This window comes from Rhodococcus sp. Q (assembly GCF_005503035.1).
Lineage (GTDB): Bacteria > Actinomycetota > Actinomycetes > Mycobacteriales > Mycobacteriaceae > Rhodococcus_G.
In genome coordinates this window covers 1-17130 of sequence record NZ_SCOY01000056.1, presented here as the reverse complement: position 1 = coordinate 17130, position 17130 = coordinate 1, and the positions used below count along the sequence as shown (strand labels likewise).

The 17130-nt window shown below is 67.8% G+C and carries 16 protein-coding genes and 1 tRNA gene; 10 read left to right on the top strand and 7 right to left on the bottom strand.

Annotation, left to right across the window (positions count from 1 at the left end):
- Positions 1-503: 503 nt before the first annotated feature.
- On the top strand, positions 504-887 hold the full coding sequence (locus tag FFS72_RS25695) for a DUF1579 family protein (RefSeq protein ID WP_137876597.1): 384 nt from the start codon (positions 504-506) through the stop codon (positions 885-887).
- 270 nt (positions 888-1157) lie between these two features.
- Here the strand turns inward: FFS72_RS25695 and FFS72_RS27030 are convergent, their stop codons facing one another.
- On the bottom strand, positions 1158-2084 hold the full coding sequence (locus tag FFS72_RS27030; protein ID WP_137876596.1) for a M12 family metallopeptidase: 927 nt from the start codon (positions 2082-2084) through the stop codon (positions 1158-1160).
- 190 nt (positions 2085-2274) lie between these two features.
- Between FFS72_RS27030 and FFS72_RS25685 the strand changes: the two genes are divergently transcribed.
- The 4 genes from FFS72_RS25685 (at position 2275) to FFS72_RS25675 (ending at position 6079) form a co-directional block, all read left to right on the top strand.
- Entirely contained in the window at positions 2275-3399 is a 1125-nt protein-coding gene (locus FFS72_RS25685; RefSeq protein WP_171018833.1) for a PucR family transcriptional regulator, read from the top strand.
- 123 nt (positions 3400-3522) lie between these two features.
- Positions 3523-4077 (top strand): nuclear transport factor 2 family protein, encoded by a 555-nt coding sequence (locus tag FFS72_RS25680; RefSeq protein WP_137876594.1) that lies wholly within the window; start codon positions 3523-3525, stop codon positions 4075-4077.
- A gap of 50 nt (positions 4078-4127) precedes the next feature.
- Complete coding sequence (locus tag FFS72_RS26630) at positions 4128-4289, top strand: hypothetical protein (RefSeq protein WP_171018832.1); 162 nt, start codon at positions 4128-4130, stop codon at positions 4287-4289.
- Between the two features lie 53 nt (positions 4290-4342).
- Positions 4343-6079, top strand: a complete 1737-nt coding sequence (locus FFS72_RS25675; protein WP_249353536.1) for an AMP-binding protein — start codon at positions 4343-4345, stop codon at positions 6077-6079.
- 194 nt (positions 6080-6273) lie between these two features.
- On the opposite strand, the gene FFS72_RS25670 is transcribed toward FFS72_RS25675, so the two are convergent.
- Complete coding sequence (locus tag FFS72_RS25670; RefSeq protein ID WP_137876593.1) at positions 6274-6765, bottom strand: DUF6326 family protein; 492 nt, start codon at positions 6763-6765, stop codon at positions 6274-6276.
- Positions 6766-6928: 163 nt separating this feature from the next.
- Between FFS72_RS25670 and FFS72_RS25665 the strand changes: the two genes are divergently transcribed.
- Entirely contained in the window at positions 6929-8068 is a 1140-nt protein-coding gene (locus FFS72_RS25665) for a sensor histidine kinase (protein WP_137876592.1), read from the top strand.
- The gene (locus FFS72_RS25660) at positions 8065-8721 is read left to right on the top strand and encodes a response regulator (protein WP_137876591.1); all 657 of its coding nucleotides are present in this window, start codon (positions 8065-8067) and stop codon (positions 8719-8721) included. The genes FFS72_RS25665 and FFS72_RS25660 overlap by 4 nt, the downstream gene beginning before the upstream one ends.
- A gap of 528 nt (positions 8722-9249) precedes the next feature.
- Here FFS72_RS25660 and FFS72_RS25655 read toward each other — a convergent pair.
- The 3 genes from FFS72_RS25655 to FFS72_RS25640 all read right to left on the bottom strand — a co-directional run bounded on the left by FFS72_RS25655 (position 9250) and on the right by FFS72_RS25640 (position 11560).
- Positions 9250-10125: an RNA polymerase sigma-70 factor gene (locus FFS72_RS25655; RefSeq protein WP_137876590.1), complete on the bottom strand. Its 876-nt coding sequence runs from the start codon at positions 10123-10125 to the stop codon at positions 9250-9252.
- A complete protein-coding gene (locus FFS72_RS25650) occupies positions 10122-10835 on the bottom strand; it encodes a carboxymuconolactone decarboxylase family protein (RefSeq protein WP_349304007.1) in 714 nt (237 codons plus the stop codon). Before FFS72_RS25650 ends, FFS72_RS25655 begins: the two co-directional genes overlap by 4 nt.
- A 654-nt stretch (positions 10836-11489) precedes the next feature.
- A tRNA-Gly gene (locus FFS72_RS25640) sits at positions 11490-11560 on the bottom strand.
- Positions 11561-11653: 93 nt separating this feature from the next.
- On the opposite strand from FFS72_RS25640, the gene dcd reads away from it, so the two are divergent.
- The gene (gene dcd, locus FFS72_RS25635) at positions 11654-12232 is read left to right on the top strand and encodes a dCTP deaminase (protein WP_050065798.1); all 579 of its coding nucleotides are present in this window, start codon (positions 11654-11656) and stop codon (positions 12230-12232) included.
- Between the two features lie 106 nt (positions 12233-12338).
- Here the strand turns inward: dcd and FFS72_RS26625 are convergent, their stop codons facing one another.
- Positions 12339-12500 carry a hypothetical protein gene (locus FFS72_RS26625; RefSeq protein WP_171018831.1) on the bottom strand — a complete coding sequence of 54 codons (162 nt, stop codon included), beginning with the start codon at positions 12498-12500 and terminating at the stop codon, positions 12339-12341.
- A gap of 294 nt (positions 12501-12794) precedes the next feature.
- On the opposite strand from FFS72_RS26625, the gene FFS72_RS25630 reads away from it, so the two are divergent.
- Together FFS72_RS25630 and FFS72_RS25625 are read left to right on the top strand one after the other, a co-directional pair.
- Positions 12795-14174 (top strand): UDP-glucose dehydrogenase family protein, encoded by a 1380-nt coding sequence (locus tag FFS72_RS25630; RefSeq protein ID WP_137876588.1) that lies wholly within the window; start codon positions 12795-12797, stop codon positions 14172-14174.
- On the top strand, positions 14087-15589 hold the full coding sequence (locus tag FFS72_RS25625) for a DUF7159 family protein (RefSeq protein ID WP_137876587.1): 1503 nt from the start codon (positions 14087-14089) through the stop codon (positions 15587-15589). Before FFS72_RS25630 ends, FFS72_RS25625 begins: the two co-directional genes overlap by 88 nt.
- A gap of 160 nt (positions 15590-15749) precedes the next feature.
- On the opposite strand, the gene FFS72_RS25620 is transcribed toward FFS72_RS25625, so the two are convergent.
- Complete coding sequence (locus tag FFS72_RS25620; RefSeq protein ID WP_137876586.1) at positions 15750-17015, bottom strand: YibE/F family protein; 1266 nt, start codon at positions 17013-17015, stop codon at positions 15750-15752.
- Between the last annotated feature and the right edge of the window lie 115 nt (positions 17016-17130).

The following is a 17130-nucleotide window of genomic DNA, read 5'->3' as shown; positions in this document are numbered from 1 at the left end:
CGAGAACCTCCGAGCGGATGTGGGCCTTAGACAAGCCACACCCCACTCGGAGGTTCTCTTCGCATCAAGCCGACACGCCTGCTACCAACGTCCTGGCCGGGTACATCTAGGGCACGTCTGAAAGGTGTCGGGTCCAGGCGATGACGGCGTCTGGTCCGGATCGGATTCCCACCGGGAGGCCAAGTGTCCGTCAACTATGACGTTCCCTGAACGGGACTGCTTCGACCTGGCACTCCTTCAATCATCCATTGAAGGGACTAGCTGAGGTTTCTGTGTCTCGCCCCGCAGGCAGCAACCCCAGTCAGTAGAGGATCAGTTCATTGGGCGTCGAGTGAAAGCAGAGTCCGGACCGATGAGTGTTCGATCGCCGGCCGGTCTATCTGAGGGAGTCGCCGATCGTCGTGCGAACTGGCGGGGAGGTCGCCGCCACTGGACCGACCAGGAAGAGTGTGGTTCCGGGAGGTCGGCGGTGTGCGACCGCGTTTGACCACGAGAGGACCTGTATGACAGCCACTGCAGACAACATGCGCGCGTTCGAGACCATCGTCGGACGGTGGAGGACGTCGGGCACTGTGTTGGACGAGCAAGGGGAGCCTGTCGCGACAATCGACGGCACCGACGAGTACGAGTGGATGCCAGGTGGGCGCTGGATCGTCCATCGTGTTGACGTCAGGATGGGCGACGACCACGTGCATGCCCTAGAGCTGATCGGTGAGCACGACGCCGTGACCGACACGTACGCCATGCGGGCGTTCGACGGCTCCGGCGCGTACGGGAGGATGACCGCGAACCTGAACGCCGACGGATCGTGGACGTTCCTGGGCGACGGGATGCGCAGCACCCTCTGGCCGTCCGAGGACAAGTCATCCATGACTGCGCGATGGTAGCGGCAGGACGAATCTGGCAGCTGGATTCACTGGATGGACATGCGCTTCGTCGCCATGGCGTAGCGGTCAGCTGGCAGAACCGAAATAGGGAGGCCCCACGAAAATGTAGGGGCCCCCTCGCTTGTCGGACAGAGTCAGCCCGGATCAGACCTCGATCCGAGGAGCGCGGTAGGAAGGGAACCCACCAACAGGAGGGACCCTCGTCGGCATCCGTCCGGCCACCGGCCGGACTTCGATGTGGCGAGTCACCGAGGGCTCAGGGACCGTCGTTCACGATGGGAGGTCGACGTCCTGGGCGGGACCCCAGTCATCCTCGAATGAGGCGCGTCGTGGTGACGGAGCCTGATCGGTGGGCGGGTAGAGCGATCCGGCGAAGTCGTAGTCGGAATTGTTGATGTCTGTTCCGCCGCGGATGGGCTCGCCGGTGTGCGTGATCGTGCCGGGCAACTGGTAACACATGATCGAGTCCTCGTCGGCCGGCGTGCCCATGATGGCGTCGTCCTCGAGTGGGGTGAGCACCTGTGCGTCCACGACGTCGGGGGACCATCGCTGGGTTCGCCAGAAGTAGTCGTATGCCTTCGCCGGATCGATCTGCTGCACGAGTTCCCGTCGCATGTGTTCGTGCGGGAAGCCGAGCGTGTGCCCCGTCTCGTGCCGAACCACCCGCCGATACTCCGATTCGTCGATTGCCATGGTGAAGTTCTGCAGGCTCATCGTTGGCCGATCGAGCGGAATCAGGCTGATATCAGTGCCGAGGTAGGACCAATATCCATCTTCGGAACGCGAAATCCTGACGTCGCCGGTTCCGTTGGTCAGGGCGAACGAGATGCAGATCCGCGAGCTCCATGCGTTCATGTTGCTGACGATTCGTGCCTTCAGATCGTCGGGTGCCGATTCCGTGAAGCTGACGGACAGCACGCGGGGTGATGCACCCCAGTACTTGCTCGTGAGAATGGTCAGCGCCTGTGGTTCGAGGACGCCGGGAGGTACGGCGACGAGAGGGCGCAGGGGCGCGTTGGCAGGGTTGACCCGGGCGGCGAATGCGCTGGCTTTCTCGTGAAGACGAGACGGAAGTAGCTTGATCCGGCATCCATAGGTGACCAGCGGCGCGCTGTCCCGGTCGTCTGTCCCTGGTGCATTGGGTATTCGCGAACTCGCAGTTCCATTCCTCGACTCCACGAATCCTGGTGCGGTCATGGCAGTTCACTCCTTGTCACTGGCGGTGGCGTTCGGGCGTCGGTCCCGTACGCCTGTGATCAGGAATTCTCCAAGGGCGGGGTTGGGAGGGAACGCGTAGTGCGGTACTCGAATTTCCGGTCGGCCGATGCCAGGGCGGCAGGTGGAGTCGATGAGAGAAGATGGTTCCGTGAGCTTTGAGCGACTGCGGATGTCCGGATTGGGGTCCGATTCGGTCTCGGTGCTGCGGATCATCTCCTATTTCGACGAACTGGGGGAATCCGCCGCGAACGCGGACACCGTCGTCCGGTCCGCGGCGCTGCTCGCCGAGTGCCCGGTCGGCGTCCGATGGCGGGCGGGCACCGCCATCCGGTATGGGGCGCTCGGGGATCCGCTGGAGGACGATCGCCCCGAGGCGTCGACTCGGCAGGATCTCGAGGTGTGGCTCGAACGGGCGGGCGGGGAGCATCCGCTGGACTCGGTCCTGATGGACCGTTTGCGGCACACGCTGCGGGTGGCCGCGATGCGGCCGGGTGCGGCGGCCGAGCCGCAGATGGGTGATCCGGCACTGCTCGAGGTGGTGCTCTCCGGGAAGGAGCGGCGGGAGGACCGCATCCGCGCCGTGGGGCTGCTCGGCTTGGACCCCACCCAGTACGTTCGCGTGCTCGCGGTATCCGCGACTGCCAACAGCTCGGCGGCGGAACTGATTTCACGTTCGTGTCCCGGACGGATCGTGCGGTCGGTCGCGGTCGGGAACCTGACCGCGATGCTGGTGCAGGAGGACCTCGACAGCAGGCGGCTCGCCGACGACCTGCACGAGGCGATCGTCGCCGCGTACCCGCCCGGGCCGGGAGCCGGCCGCGACCGTGGTCCGTGGGTGGGGATCGGCGAACGCACGAGCATCTACGCGGCACCGGCGTCGTGGGACCAGGCGCGGCGTGCGCTGCGCTTCGCCTCCTCGACCGTGTACGGACGACGGGCGGTGGCATTCGGGTTCCTCGGCTCGCTCGAACTCCTGGCCGAGATCCCCCTCGAGCGCCTACTCAACGACCGGGGCGTGGCGCGGCTCAACGCCTTTGCGGTCTCCGAGGCCGGTGCGCAGGACGTCACGACGCTGGAGGCGTTCTGCGTGTTCGGCTCGCTCCGGCGGACCGCGACGGAACTGCACGTGCACCACAGCACGGTCGCCTCCCGGCTCGCGCACATCGAGAAGGAGATGGGCTGGGACCTCGAGCGCTCGACGGACCGGTTCATGGCGACCCTGGCGCTGCTGCTCCGCAGGATGTCGCTGTCCTCGGCGGAACTGGCGGCGTCCGACGCGTTCCTGGACTCCTGACGGACCATCCGACGGGAGTCGGGCCCGGTCTCCCGATCTACCGACGGGCGTCGGATGACATCCGGGTGTGGCGTGGATCACGATGTGTCACGAAGTGTGATCCACGACCGAGAGGAACATCCGATGGCCGTCATCGATTCGAACCGCACCTGGGAGCTGCTCGAGGAGCGTCTCGCCGTCACCACCAACGAGCGGCACCGCCTGGTCCTGAGCGTCGTTCTCGAGCACATGTATGCCGAGGCGGCCCCGGACCTCGACCGCCTCATGGCAACGCTGAGCCCCAACCCGGACTACCACTTCTGGAACAACGGCCAGGACGTCGGCCCGAAGACCACCGAGGGGGTGCGGGCCTACTACACCGCCTTCGTCGAATCGCGCAGCAACGTCCTCGAATACGCGCTCGACCGGCTGATCGTCGACGATCACTGCCTGGTCACCGAGGGCTACCTGAAGCAGATCTACCCCGGTACCTACGCCGCGCGGCTCGGATTCCCGGTCGACGACGAGTCCGCGGACTACCTCATCGTGTTCCGGCAGCTGCTCCTGTGGCCGGTGGACGAGAACGGCAAGATCGAGGGTGAGGATTCGTACGCGTCCGGACCGGTGAGCATCACCAAGCTGTCCTTCGACGAGCTCCCCCAGGAGTACATCGATCTCGTCCGCGCGCCCACGTCCTAGCATCCTCCGGGTGGCCGAGTGCATGTCCGTGCATGGGAAGTGAGGGCGCAGTGAGCGGGATCGCAACGACCAGACCGGAACCCAGCTACGCGTCGGGGGTGTGGGACGCCCCGGTGTTTGGCGACAACCTCGATCGGACGGTCGCCGGCAAGGTCCGCAAGGTCGCGATGCGTGAGCAGTCCCTCGGCCGGGCTGACTCCGGCGCGACGTAGCCCAGCCCGAAGTCCGGCGTCCCGCGCCCCGATGGAATACGAAAGAAGATGACGTGCCCGCAGAATCTGTTGCCGGACATGAGGTTCCCCGGCTCACCCCCGCCGAGGTCGCCGATCGGCGGCTGACCTTCGCCGACCTGTTGCTCATGCGCGTGGAGGACGACCATCCCGGACTGTTGTTCGAGGACTCCCGCTGGACCTGGCGTGGGGTGGTGCGCGAATGTGCCGCCCGTGCGTCTGTGCTGTCCGCGCTGCGGCTGCCCGACCGGCCCTTCCACGTCGGTGTGCTGCTGGAGAACGTTCCCGAGTACATCTTCCTGATCGGGGCCTCCGCGCTGGCGGGCGCCACCCTGATCGGGATCAACCCGACCCGCCGCGGCGCCGAACTCGCTGCGGACATCCGTGGGGTCGACTGCGACCTCATCCTCACCGACCGGGCCGGACTCGCCCTGCTCGAGGGCCTTGACACGGCGGTCGACGCCGACCGGGTGCTGCTCGTCGAGGGCGACGAGTGGCTTGAGAGGGTCGAATCCGCTGCGGCGGAACCGATCACGATCATCCCCGAGGCGAGCGACCCCGCGACTCGCCTGCTGCTGACCTTCACCTCCGGTTCCACCGGTGCGCCCAAGGCGGTGATCTGCACGACGGGCCGCCTCGCGGCGCTGGGTGCGATCAACTACTGCTCGCTGACCCGCGCGGACGTGACGTACAACGCGATGCCGCTCTTCCACGGCAACGCGATCATGGCGTGCTGGGCGCCGTCGGTGTTCAGCGGCGCCACCTACACGATGCGGCGCAAGTTCTCGGTCTCGGGATTCCTGCCCGACGTCCGGCGGTACGGGGTGACCTTCTTCAACTACGTCGGGCGATCCCTGGCCTACCTCCTCACCGCGCCCGAATCGCCCCTGGAACGGGACACGAACCTGCGGGTGGTCTTCGGCACCGAGGCCGCGCCACGCGACCGGGACGAGTTCGAACGACGCTACGGGGTCCGCCCGATCGAGAGCTACGGCTCGAGCGAGGGTGCGGTGGTGATCGGCCTGACCCCGGACTCGCCGCCGCACTCGCTGGGCAGGGCACCGGATGGGATGAGCGTCGAGATCCACGACGAGAACGGGAAGCAGTGCCCCCGTGCCGTGTTCGACGACAAGGGTGCGCTGCTCAACGCAGGTGAGGCGATCGGCGAGATCGTGAACACGACCGGCGCTGCCATGTTCGAGGGGTACTACCGGAACGATTCGGCGACCGCGGAGCGGATCGACGGCGGCACCTATCGGTCGGGCGATCTCGGATACCGTGATGCGGACGGCTTCTTCTACTTCGCCGGCCGCTCCGGTGACCGCATCCGCGTCGACAGCGAGAACTTCTCCGCGGCGCCGGTCGAGCGGATCCTGGCCCGCTTCCCCGGTGTCCGGCTGGTGGCGGTCTATCCGGTGCCCGACCCGCGTACCGGGGACCGGGTGATGGCCACGATCCAGATGGGCGACGGCGCGGCCTTCGACCCGGAGGCGTTCGGGCGTTTCGTGGCGGAGCAGCCCGACCTCGGGACCAAGTGGGCCCCGCGGATCGTGCGGATCGCCACGGCCATCCCGGTGACGGCCACCCGGAAGATCAACAAGCCTGTGCTGCGCACCGAGTCCTGGCTCGTCGAGGACCCGCTCTACCTGGGTGACAGCGAATACCGTTACGTGCTCGCGTCCCCGGGTGCACTCGACGCCCTGCGGTCCGAGTACGAGCGGTACGGCCGCGCGCCGAACCGACCGCTGTCGCGCTCGGATTCGACGCCGTGAAGGTGGCTTCGGATCACACACAACTGGCTTGGATGGCGACGGAGCTCGACCGGTTCGCGCCGATGGTGCGCGAACTCGCGGATCGCGGCGACGGGGCGGTTGATCGTCGATCCACCGCCCCGGCCCTCGTATATGGCCCACGCCGCGACACCGAGGGCAGATGGCTCCGAACAGGACGGGGACTGCTCTTGGGTTCACGCTTGCTGTTGGGCGCGAGCGGTTTCACGGTCCGAGCTGGTCGCCGTGGTCGCCGACGGCGCGGTGCTGGGCCAGGTCCAGGCCCACCGCAGGATGAGGACGAGAATGATCACTTCCAGCGCAACGCCAAGGCCGTAGAAGTACGCCCAGGAGGAATCGCCCACCACGTTGAATGCCGCGTAGGGGATCTGCACCGAAGCCACGACGAGGTTCGTGATGCGGTTCGCCCGGGCGGGCAGCGTCATCGACAGCAGGACCATTGCGATCGGGATCGCCATGAGCACGAGGAAGGTGGTCAACAGCGTCTGGGTGACGTCGAACTCGAAGACCTTGCCGACAAGAATGTCCTCGACGACGCCGGGCTTGAAGAAGGCGATGATGTCCACGTAGGCGTAAAGGAACATCACGCTTGTCCACGCGGCGACGAGCTTGGCCCGCACCGGGATCGGCGGGTCTTCCAGGGTGGCGGCGGCTTGAGGTGTTCTCATCATGGGCTCCGTTTGTTGTGGTGGGGATCGATAGGTCCACGATCGCTGAGCCCGGCGACGAGCACATTGGCCCGGAGGCCGGAGTTCGCCTGGCCGATGGAACGGTCTCTTACTCGTACTTTCGGCGGGTACGCCGAGGCGCGCCGACCCCTAGGCTGGAGCCGTGGTCAGTCTCGGGCGCTCCCTCTGGAATGAGCCGCGGCCTGCTGACGCCGCCCCCATCGGTCGTCTCGACTGGCTGCTGGTGGGCGTGTTCGCGGCCGCCTCCTTGGTCGAGGTCATCGTTCGACCGGGCTTGGCCTGGCGACCCCTTGTGACGGTGCTCGCCCTGGCGCTGGTGCCTGCCCTGCTCTGGCGGCGGGGGCGCCCCCTGGTGGCCGCCCTGGTCGGGTGGGGCATCGCCGGGCTGCTCTCGATCCTCCAGCTGACCGAGCACGCCGGGGACCTCGGCCTCTTCTCCATGATGGCCGTCCTGATCCTGCTCTACTCCCTGGTGCGGTGGGGCTCGGGACGGGAGATGGTCTGGGGGACGGCGTTTGTGACGGTCGTCGTCGCGCTGGGGATGTACGCCTCCTCCGCGGGCTGGGCCGACCTTTTCGGCGGAAGCGTCCTCTTGCTGTTGGTCGTCGCCCTCGCGGCGGTGTTCCGCTACCGCGCGGACCTCTGGCGTCGCCAACAGCGCGAGATCCGTGACCAGGAGCGGGTGGCGTTGGCGCGCGAGCTCCACGACACAGTGGCCCACCACGTCTCGGCCATCGCGGTGCAGGCGCAGGCCGGTCGCGTGGTCGCCGGCATCCAGCCCGAGAAGGCTGCCGAGGTCCTGGCCGTGATCGAGTCGGAGGCGTCGCGCGCCCTGGCGGAGATGAGATCCATGGTGCGGGTGCTGCGTGAGGAGGAAGCCGTCGCCTACTCACCGCAGCAGGGGGTCGCGGACCTGCCTGCTCTGGCGCGCGCCGACGCGACGCCCACCGTCGAGGTCTCGCTGCACGGTTCGTTGACCCGGCTGGCACGACCCGTGGACACCGCGCTCTACCGGCTCGCGCAGGAATCACTGACCAACGCCGTACGGCACGCCCGGAGCGCGACCCGCATCGGGATCGACGTACGCCGGGACGGCGACACCGTCAGGCTGCGTGTCAGTGACGACGGACAGACCGAGCCGGGGCCCGCCCCGGAGCCCGGGTTCGGCCTGCTGGGCATGGCTGAACGCGCCCAGCTCCTCGGCGGATCGCTCTCCGCGGGGCCGGGTCCCGAGGGTGGCTGGGTGGTCGAGGCCGTGCTGCCTGTGGAGGCGCTGGCATGAGCATCCGTGTTGTCGTCGCCGACGACCAGGACTTGGTCCGGACCGGACTGGTGATGATCCTCGGCGCACAACCCGACCTCGAGGTCGTGGGGGAGGCAGCAGACGGGCTCGCGGCGCTCGACCTGGTGACCAGGCTGCGTCCCGATGTCCTCCTCGTCGACATCCGGATGCCCGGGCTCGACGGCGTCGAGGTGACGCGGCGCCTGGCCGGGCCAGACGTGACGGACCCGATGGCGGTCGTCGTGATCACCACCTTCGACCTCGACGAGTACGTGCTCGGCGCCCTACGCGCCGGCGCCCGCGGCTTCCTGCTCAAAGACGCCGGGCCGGAGCTCCTGGTGCAGGCCATCCACGCGGCGGCCAACGGGGACGCGCTGATCGCCCCCAACGTCACCCGCCGGCTGCTGGCGGCCTTCGCCGGCCAGGCGCCCGTGGTACCGGTCCAGCCCATCGCCCCGCTCACCGAGCGCGAGAAGGAGGTGCTCGCGCTGGTGGCACGGGGACGGACCAACGCCGAGATCGCTACCGAGCTCTTCGTCGGCCTGAGCACGGTCAAGTCCCACGTCGCATCGTTGATGACCAAGCTCGGCGCCCGCAACCGCGTCGAGATCGCGATGTGGGCATACGACACCAGACGTGTGAGAGCGGATTAGTGGTACGGGTTGCAGCAGGCCGGTGGGTCCGGTCGCCATCGAACCGTCCGTGGTGTCTGCCATGGTCGGACCCATCGAGACCGGTGAGCTGACACCGACGCTCAAACTCGAGCGCAACGTCCTCCACGAGACGTTCGGGACCGCGATCGAGGCGATCTGCTCCTGACGATTCCGCCCCCAGCGGGCGACGAACGTGACCGAATAGGTCGTTCCCACCGAATCATCCGGCTGAAGCGGCCCGTTTGTCGTTCGTGTACCGACGTCACAGAGGAGTGGTTTCGAATGCCGAACCCCGATGACCTGGATGACCCCTTCGACTACGACCCGGTGACCTGCTTCCTCGTCTCCCTCGTCGGCCTTGCACTCGGCTCCGTCGGTGGATCATGAGCTAGCCCCCGCCGGCGTCGGATCGCGGTCGGGGTCGGGGTTCAATGGCAGCCATGCCGACGACACCCCGGCCCGGAGGGCAGCTCACCCGGATGCGGTGACGCATTTCCCATCTCCAGATCACACTTCGGCCGAGTTGCGCTACCGTGCCAGCTCCGCCTCCTCGTCCAGTCGGCTGAGCTTGTACGGGTTCGCGATCGAGAAGATGCGGGTGATCCGTCCGTCCTCGATCTCGAAGCTGATCGCGCCAGCGAGTGCGCCGTCGATCTCGCCCCGGATCGCCGGATGGCCATTCACCCACGTGGGCTGCGCCTGGAACGGCAGGCCGAGCTTCGCGAGGCCACCGAGCAGGTAGCGGCTGATCTTGTCGGCGCCCACGATCGGGTGGCGAGCCGCGCCGCGCACGAAGCCGCCGCCGTCGGCGACCGACACCACATCGGGTGCGAGCACATCCATCAGGCCCTGCAGGTCGCCCGAGTTCACCGCAGCGACGAAACGGGCGACGACCGCCTCCTGTTCGGCTCGATCTGCCGTCACCCGCGGTCGCCGCGCGGCGACGTGTTCCTGTGCGCGGTGGGTGATCTGGCGAACGGCGGCCGTGGTCTTGCCGACCGCGGCGGCGATCTCGTCGTAGGGCACGTCGAACACCTCGCGCAGAACGAACACTGCGCGTTCGGTCGGCCCGAGTGTCTCGAGCACCGTGAGCATTGCGATCGACACATTCTCGGCGAGTTCGATGTCGTCTGCGACATCCGGGCTCGTGAGCAGTGGCTCGGGCAGCCACTGCCCGACATACGACTCGCGTCGACGCGACATCGTGCGTAGTTGGTTCAGTGCCTGGCGGGTGACGACCCGCACGAGGTAGGCGCGTTCGTCGCGTATCCCTGTGTGGTCGACGGCATTCCACCGTAACCACGACTCCTGCAGCACGTCCTCCGCGTCGGCCGCGGATCCGAGCAGTTCGTAGGCGACGGTGAAGAGCAGGGGGCGGTGGGTGACGAACGCGTCGTCGGTCATGACGTCGAGCCTACGGCCTTGAACGTGGTATCCGGCGGCTGCGGCTCGGGGGCAGACGTCGACGCAGGCCCGGCCGCGGTCGCCCGGGTCTCCAGAGGCGGGAGCTGACACGTGTCGGCGTAGCCTTCCGAGTGGATGCCGAGGGCGACGTTCATGCGTGAACTCATGTTCATGAAGGCGACTTTGGCGGTGAGCTCGATCAGCGCGGCGGGGCCGAGTTCGGTGAGGAGTGCGGCCGACAACTCGTCGGTGACGGTAGGCGGTGTCTGGCTCATCGCCTCGGCGTATTCCATGACGTGGCGTTCGACCGGCGTGAACACCGACGCTTCGCGCCAGTTCGGCACCTGCCTGGCTTTCGCCTCGTCGAGCCCGTCGTTGTGAGCTTTGTAGTAGTTGAAGTCGAGGCACCAGCTGCAGCCGATGTAGGCGGCCGTCGACATCACGGCAGAGCTTGCGAGATTGCGGTCGAGCTCGTCCAGCGCCTCGATCTTGCGGCCGATGCCCAAAGACGCTCGCATGAGCGCCGGATGGTGGGCGAGCACGCCCAACGAGTCCGGGACCTGGCCAAGCATCCGTCGGGATGCGATCTTCACGATCGCGCCGAAGAGGCCGGTGAGCTCGGTCGGCGGGATGCGGGTTGGTGTGCTCATCGTGTCCTCCTGGAGATCGTCGACGGCCGGGGTTCTGTTTCCCGGGTTGTCCGTCGACATGAAGACACCGCTCGACGCGTGGTTGTGACATCGTCCTCGAAAACGCCCCGACAGAAGTCGGCCATGGATTGTCGTGGTTGGCCGACACTGAATGGCGAATAGGCCGCGCCCGGACCCCTGGCCCGCTGGCGCACTTGTGGATCCGCTCGATGACGACCGACCCGAGACACCGGCTCGGCAGGATCTCGAGGTGTGGCTCGAACGCGCTGCCGGGGAGCATCCGCTGGACTCGGTCCTGATGGATCGGTTGCGGCACACGGTGCGGGTGGCCGCGGCGGCCGGGCCGCGGATGGGGGATCCGGCGCTGCTCGAGGTGGTGCTCTCCGGGAAGGAGCGGCGGGAGGATCGCGTTCGCGCGGTGGGTTGCTGGGGTTGGACCCCACTCAGTACGTTCGGGTGCTCGCGGTGTCCACGACCGCCAAACAGCGCTCCAAGGTCGGTCAGGAAGGCCGGCGAACTCGTACGCTCGGGTCGCGCACCATCGCGCACCATCGCGCGACCTCGCGTAGCCGGGTGTCGTCCAGGTCGGCGAGTGCGAGCACGAGGGCTCGGCGCGTGAGTTCGGCTAGCGCCGGGGTGGGGCCGGGGTGGAAGCCCTGGAATTACGAATGCCCCGACCAGAAAACGACCTGGCCGGGGCTTTCATCTCTGCTGAGCCGATGACGGGAATCGAACCCGCGTATTCAGCTTGGGAAGCTGATGTTCTACCATTGAACTACATCGGCACGCTGGGCTTTTCCGCCGAATCGGCGGTGTAACACCCTGCGAGCGGCAACTCTAGCAGACCGCTTCGACCTTGTGCGGTTACCCTCTTGTTCGTGCTTCTCTCCGACCGTGACATCCGTTCATCCGTCTCTTCCGGCCGCCTCGGGATCGATCCGTTCGACGATTCGATGGTGCAGCCGTCGAGTGTGGACGTGCGGTTGGATCGCCTGTTCCGTGTCTTCAACAACACGCGGTACACGCACATCGATCCGGCGAAGCAGCAGGACGAGCTGACGAGCCTGGTGGAGCCAGCGGAGGGGGAGCCGTTCGTTCTGCATCCGGGGGAGTTCGTTCTCGGATCGACGTTGGAGTTCTGCTCGTTGCCAGACGATCTCGCCGGCCGCCTCGAAGGGAAGTCGAGCCTCGGTCGGCTCGGCCTGCTGACGCATTCGACGGCCGGGTTCATCGACCCCGGCTTCAACGGCCACATCACCCTCGAACTGTCGAACGTGGCAAACCTTCCGATCACGCTGTGGCCGGGCATGAAGATCGGGCAGCTGTGCCTGTTCCGGTTGACTAGCCCCGCCGAACATCCCTACGGCAGTTCGACCGTCGGCTCGAAGTATCAGGGGCAGCGGGGGCCGACGCCGTCGAAGGCGTACCTGAACTTCATGAAGAGTCCCACCGACTGAGTCCGCGACTCGCCGCATCGTATTCGGTTGCGCCGGACCAGCTCACGTATGTCTGGTCCGGCGTCGCCTCGGCCGCTGGTGGGCCGGCCGCAGGGTGTGGCGCGGGTCAGGACTGACTGGAGCGTCCGTCCGGCACGTAGTGGGAGAACAGCATCTGGTGCGTGGTGTCGGTGAAGGTCTCCCGCTTCTCCTCGGTGGGGCGCTCGGCGCGCCGTTGCGGGCGGTCGCTGCGTCGGTCGATGTTCGATGACGATCGGGGTGCGGTCATGGGCACTGCTTTCCTCGGATGGTTGCGGCGATGCCGGTGCCGGATACAGCTGCGCCCGGCCACAGATCGGCGGGGCGCACTGTCACCTGGGCAGAGGACGCCACGGGTTGGGAAGTGCTCGACGGTCGTCGGGTCACCTGACCGTACGGTCAGGTGCGACGCCGAGAGCGTAACCGACCAGTAGTTCGGCTCGGACGCCGCCCACGCCGACCGGACCGAGACGGACGTGACACGTACACTCCCCGTTCGCGCCGGATACCACTCACGCTCACCCCCGAGACGTATCAACAAGTCATGCGCTGCACCGTATTCGGAACCGGCTACCTCGGCGCCACCCACGCCGCCTGCATGGCCGAACTCGGCCACGACGTCCTCGGCGTCGACATCGACGCGGGCAAGATCGCGAAGCTCGCGGCGGGGGAGGTGCCGTTCTACGAACCGGGACTCGTCGACACGCTGCGCCGCAACCTCGACGCGGGGCGCCTCCGCTTCACCACCTCGTATCCGGAGGCCGCGGCATTCGCGGATCTGCACTTCCTCGGGGTCGGAACGCCGCAGAAGAAGGGGGAGTACGGAGCGGATCTGCGGCACGTGCACTCCGTCGTCGACACCCTCGCCCCACTGCTCGACGGGCCCGCCGTGATCGTCGGCAAGTCCACGGTCCCGGTGGGCACCGCGGCCGAACTCGCCGTCCGGGCAAGCAGACTCGCGCCGGCGGGCGACGCCGTCGAGGTCGCGTGGAACCCCGAGTTCCTGCGCGAGGGGCACGCCGTCGTCGACACGCTGCGTCCGGACCGCGTCGTCGTGGGAGTCGATCGTTCCCGGCCGGGACGTGCCGAAGCGCTGCTCCGCGACCTCTACGCGGACCTCATCGCCGCCGACGTCCCGTTCCTGCTCACCGACCTTCCCACCGCGGAACTCGTCAAGGTGTCCGCCAACGCGTTCCTCGCGACGAAGATCTCCTTCATCAACGCCATCTCCGAGGTGTGCGAAGCGGCGGGCGCCGACGTCGGCGCGCTTGCCGATGCGCTCGGTCACGACGCCCGGATCGGTCGCCGATTCCTCGGCGCCGGGCTCGGGTTCGGCGGTGGCTGCCTGCCCAAGGACATCCGCGCGTTCATGGCCCGCGCAGGCGAGCTCGGCGCCAACCAGGCCCTCATGTTCCTGCGCGAGGTCGACAGCATCAACATGCGGCGCCGCACCAGGATGGTCGAGCTCGCGACCCGCGCCGTCGGGGGATCGCTGCTCGGCGCGACCATCGCCGTCCTCGGCGCCGCGTTCAAACCCGACTCCGACGACGTCCGTGATTCGCCCGCGCTCAACGTCGCGGGCATGCTGCAGCTACACGGAGCGACCGTCACCGTGTACGACCCCAAGGCGATGGACAACTCCCGGCGACTCTTCCCGACGCTCGCCTACGCCACCTCGGCCGTCGAGGCATGCGAGGGTGCGGACGCCGTCCTGCTCGCCACCGAATGGGACGAGTTCCAGGCACTCGACCCTGCGGACCTGAACGAGGTGGTGCGATCCCGGGTCGTAGTGGACGGCAGACGCTGCCTCGATGCCGATCGCTGGCGCGCCGCCGGATGGGCGTATGTCGCCCTCGGAGGCGGAACAATTGGCAACAGTTCGGCAAAACAGACCGGACATGCGGCCAGCGTGGCGGGCGCTTAGCCGAACGAATGGGCCTCTGGCGCAAAGATCGCGATTCGATAAACTCTGCGACGTTCGCGTGCGCGCCGTCGGGGGCACGCACACCTCGACATAGGGGCGACTCGATGAGCGCGGTACTGGGAGTGTCAGTGGGGACCAGTGCTGTCCGCATGGCCACCCTGTCCGGAAACGATCACGACACCGACGTTCTGCCGGGCTTCGGCGGACGCGCAGTCGAAGTCGTCACCGGGCCCGCCGAGGACGTCGCAGCGCAGTCCATCGGCGTCCTCCTCGAACACCAGGACCATGCCGACATCGGGGCCACCGGCGTCGCCTACGGCAACGGTGTGCACCCCGACTCGATGCACGACGCGATGGCCAGGCAGCGGCTGCACAACTACCAGCTGGTCCCCGAAGCCACGGCGGTCATCACCCTCCTCGAAAGCGTCGGGCAGCTGGCCCCCACCGACCACACCGTCGTCCTGTACGACCTCGGCAGTTCCGGCGTCACCGTCACCGTCGTCGACCGGTACTCGCATGCCGTCCTCGCGCAGCAGCGCAGCGACGTCGCGGGCGGAGACCAGTTCGATGCACTCGTCGCCGAACAGCAACTGCGGGAACGGGGCCTCCCACGCCCCGTCGACACCTGGGCCGCAGCCGAGTTCACCGCCCGATGCAGGGAAGCCAAGGAGCAGCTCTCCACGGGTGCCGCCGCGTGCGTCCCCGGTGAGAGCGGACTCATCCTCCTCAACCGCGAACGGTTCGAGGCCCTCGTCCGAGTGCCCGTCGAAGCGTCCGCGCGCCTCGCCCGTGAGGTCATCGTCGCGTCCGGCCGTCAACCCGACGTGCTCGTCCTCCTCGGCGGCAGCGTCCGCATCCCCCTGGTCCCGAATCTGCTGCAGAGCTGGCTCGGGCTCCGCGTCATCCTGCCGCCCGAACCGGAAATGGTCGCCGCGCAGGGAGCCGCACTGCTCGCGACGACGATGGCCCCGGTCGTGCAGCCCGAGCCCGCCGTCGTTCCGCCCGAACCGGACTGGGCCGACATCGCGTCCACGACACCGCCCCGGCGTGGACCGTCACGACGTCAAATGGTCCTCGCGGGATCGGTCGCCGCCGGCCTGGTCGCTGTCGCGGGCATCGGACTGGCGCTCGGAAACGGTGGTGACAAGCGCGGCGCCGTCGAGAGCGGCGAGACCGCCGTCGCCGAAGTGACCGTCCCGCCCCGCACGCCGTCGAGGACCACCCCCGCGCCGACTCCGACGACGACACCGGCGCCTGCTTCGGCGGAAGCCACGACGGGTCAGACACCGAATTCGACCGCGGAGTCGCCGCAGGTTCCCCCCGCTCCGCCGGGCCCGCGCTTCCTCAACCTGCCCGACCCGATCCGCATCGAGGTCCCGCCGAACATCCAGCTGCCGCCGGGCATGGTCCGCTGATCCACGTCTGATCGACCGCGCGAGCCGCCCGTGGTTCGCCCGAATGCGCGCACCAGGGGTGGTCGTCACCGCCGGGTGACCGCTTCCCCGTTGGTTCCCTGATGTCACATCGAGGGTCACTAAGTGACCGGATGTGACATTAGGGAACTCGGGTGGGTGGTCAGCGGGCGTGGCGGCCTGCGGGTGCCCGGCGGTTGCTCGATTCGGCGCGCGGGGGCCGGGCGAGCGCCACGGCGATCGCCGTCGTCAGGGGCACCGACAGCGCCAGCGCGATCCCGCCGACCGCCGACCGCAGGATCTCGATCGCGACGGCGTCACCGGCGAGGACGTCGGTGATCGAACGGCCCGCCACAGAGAACAACAGCAGCAGTGGAAGCGCGCCGCCCGCGTACGCGAGGACGAGGGTGTAGACGGTGCTCGCGATGTGATCGCGGCCGACGCGCATCGCAGAGCCGAACACGGCCCTGCGGTTGGCGTCGGGATCGAGGTGCGCGAGTTCGAACGCCGACGACGCCTGGGTGATGGTGACGTCGTTGAGGACGCCGAGGGAACCGATGATGAAGCCGGCCAACAGCAATCCGGTGATCGACACGTGCCCGAGGTACGTCTGGACGTTGGTGTTCTGTTCCTCGGACAGTCCCGTGAGGTGGGTCAGCTCGATCGCCGCCCACGACAGGACAGCGGCGAGGACCATCGACGCGATGGTTCCGAGCAACGCCGAACTGGTGCGCAGGCTGACGCCGTGCGCCAGATAGAGGACCGCGTACAGGATCACCGCGCCGCCGACGAGCGCGACGGGTACGGCCGGCTTGCCGTCCAGCAGGGCGGGCAGCATGAATCCGACGAGCACTGCGAACGCGACCAGCAGGCCGAGCAGTGCGCGGACTCCACGCCATCGGGCGACGACGACGATGACGAGCACGAACAGTCCGACGACGGCGAGCAGCGACCAGCCCCGGGAGTAGTCCTCGAACGAGTACGCCGTCGCGCCGGTCGCGTCGGTCTGCCGTACGAGGCGGATCTTCTCGCCCGCCGCGAGGTCGGGTTGGCCCGGGCCGGGGCCGATCTCGAGGAGTGTCCGTGTCCCCTCGTTGGGTCCGGACTCGACGGCAATGACGCTGCGCTGGCACTCGTACGAATTGTTCGGTGGGGGAACGGGATTCCCGGTGAAGGATCGCCCGATCGACGGGCTTCCGCACGGGCCGAAACTCGATTCGACCACCGTGCCCGCCTCGGTGACGACGGCGCCGCCACCGGAAGTCTGGAACGGGAGGGGGATCTCGACGCTGTGCTTGCTGGGCCACAGTGCCACCAGGCCGACGAGCACGACGACGCCGATCGCTGTGAGGAGGCCGATCACCACGCGGGCGGCGGCGGGACCGACGGGAACCGGGCCGGTGTGACCGTGGCCGTGGCCGTGACTCATCGCGTCAACACCAGACGAAGCATGGAGTCACAGTACCGAGCGCAGAATTGTGAACCGAAACCCGAGATTCGGGAGGGATCGAGGGGTACCCCCCAGCGGGGTGGCGGGGTACAGG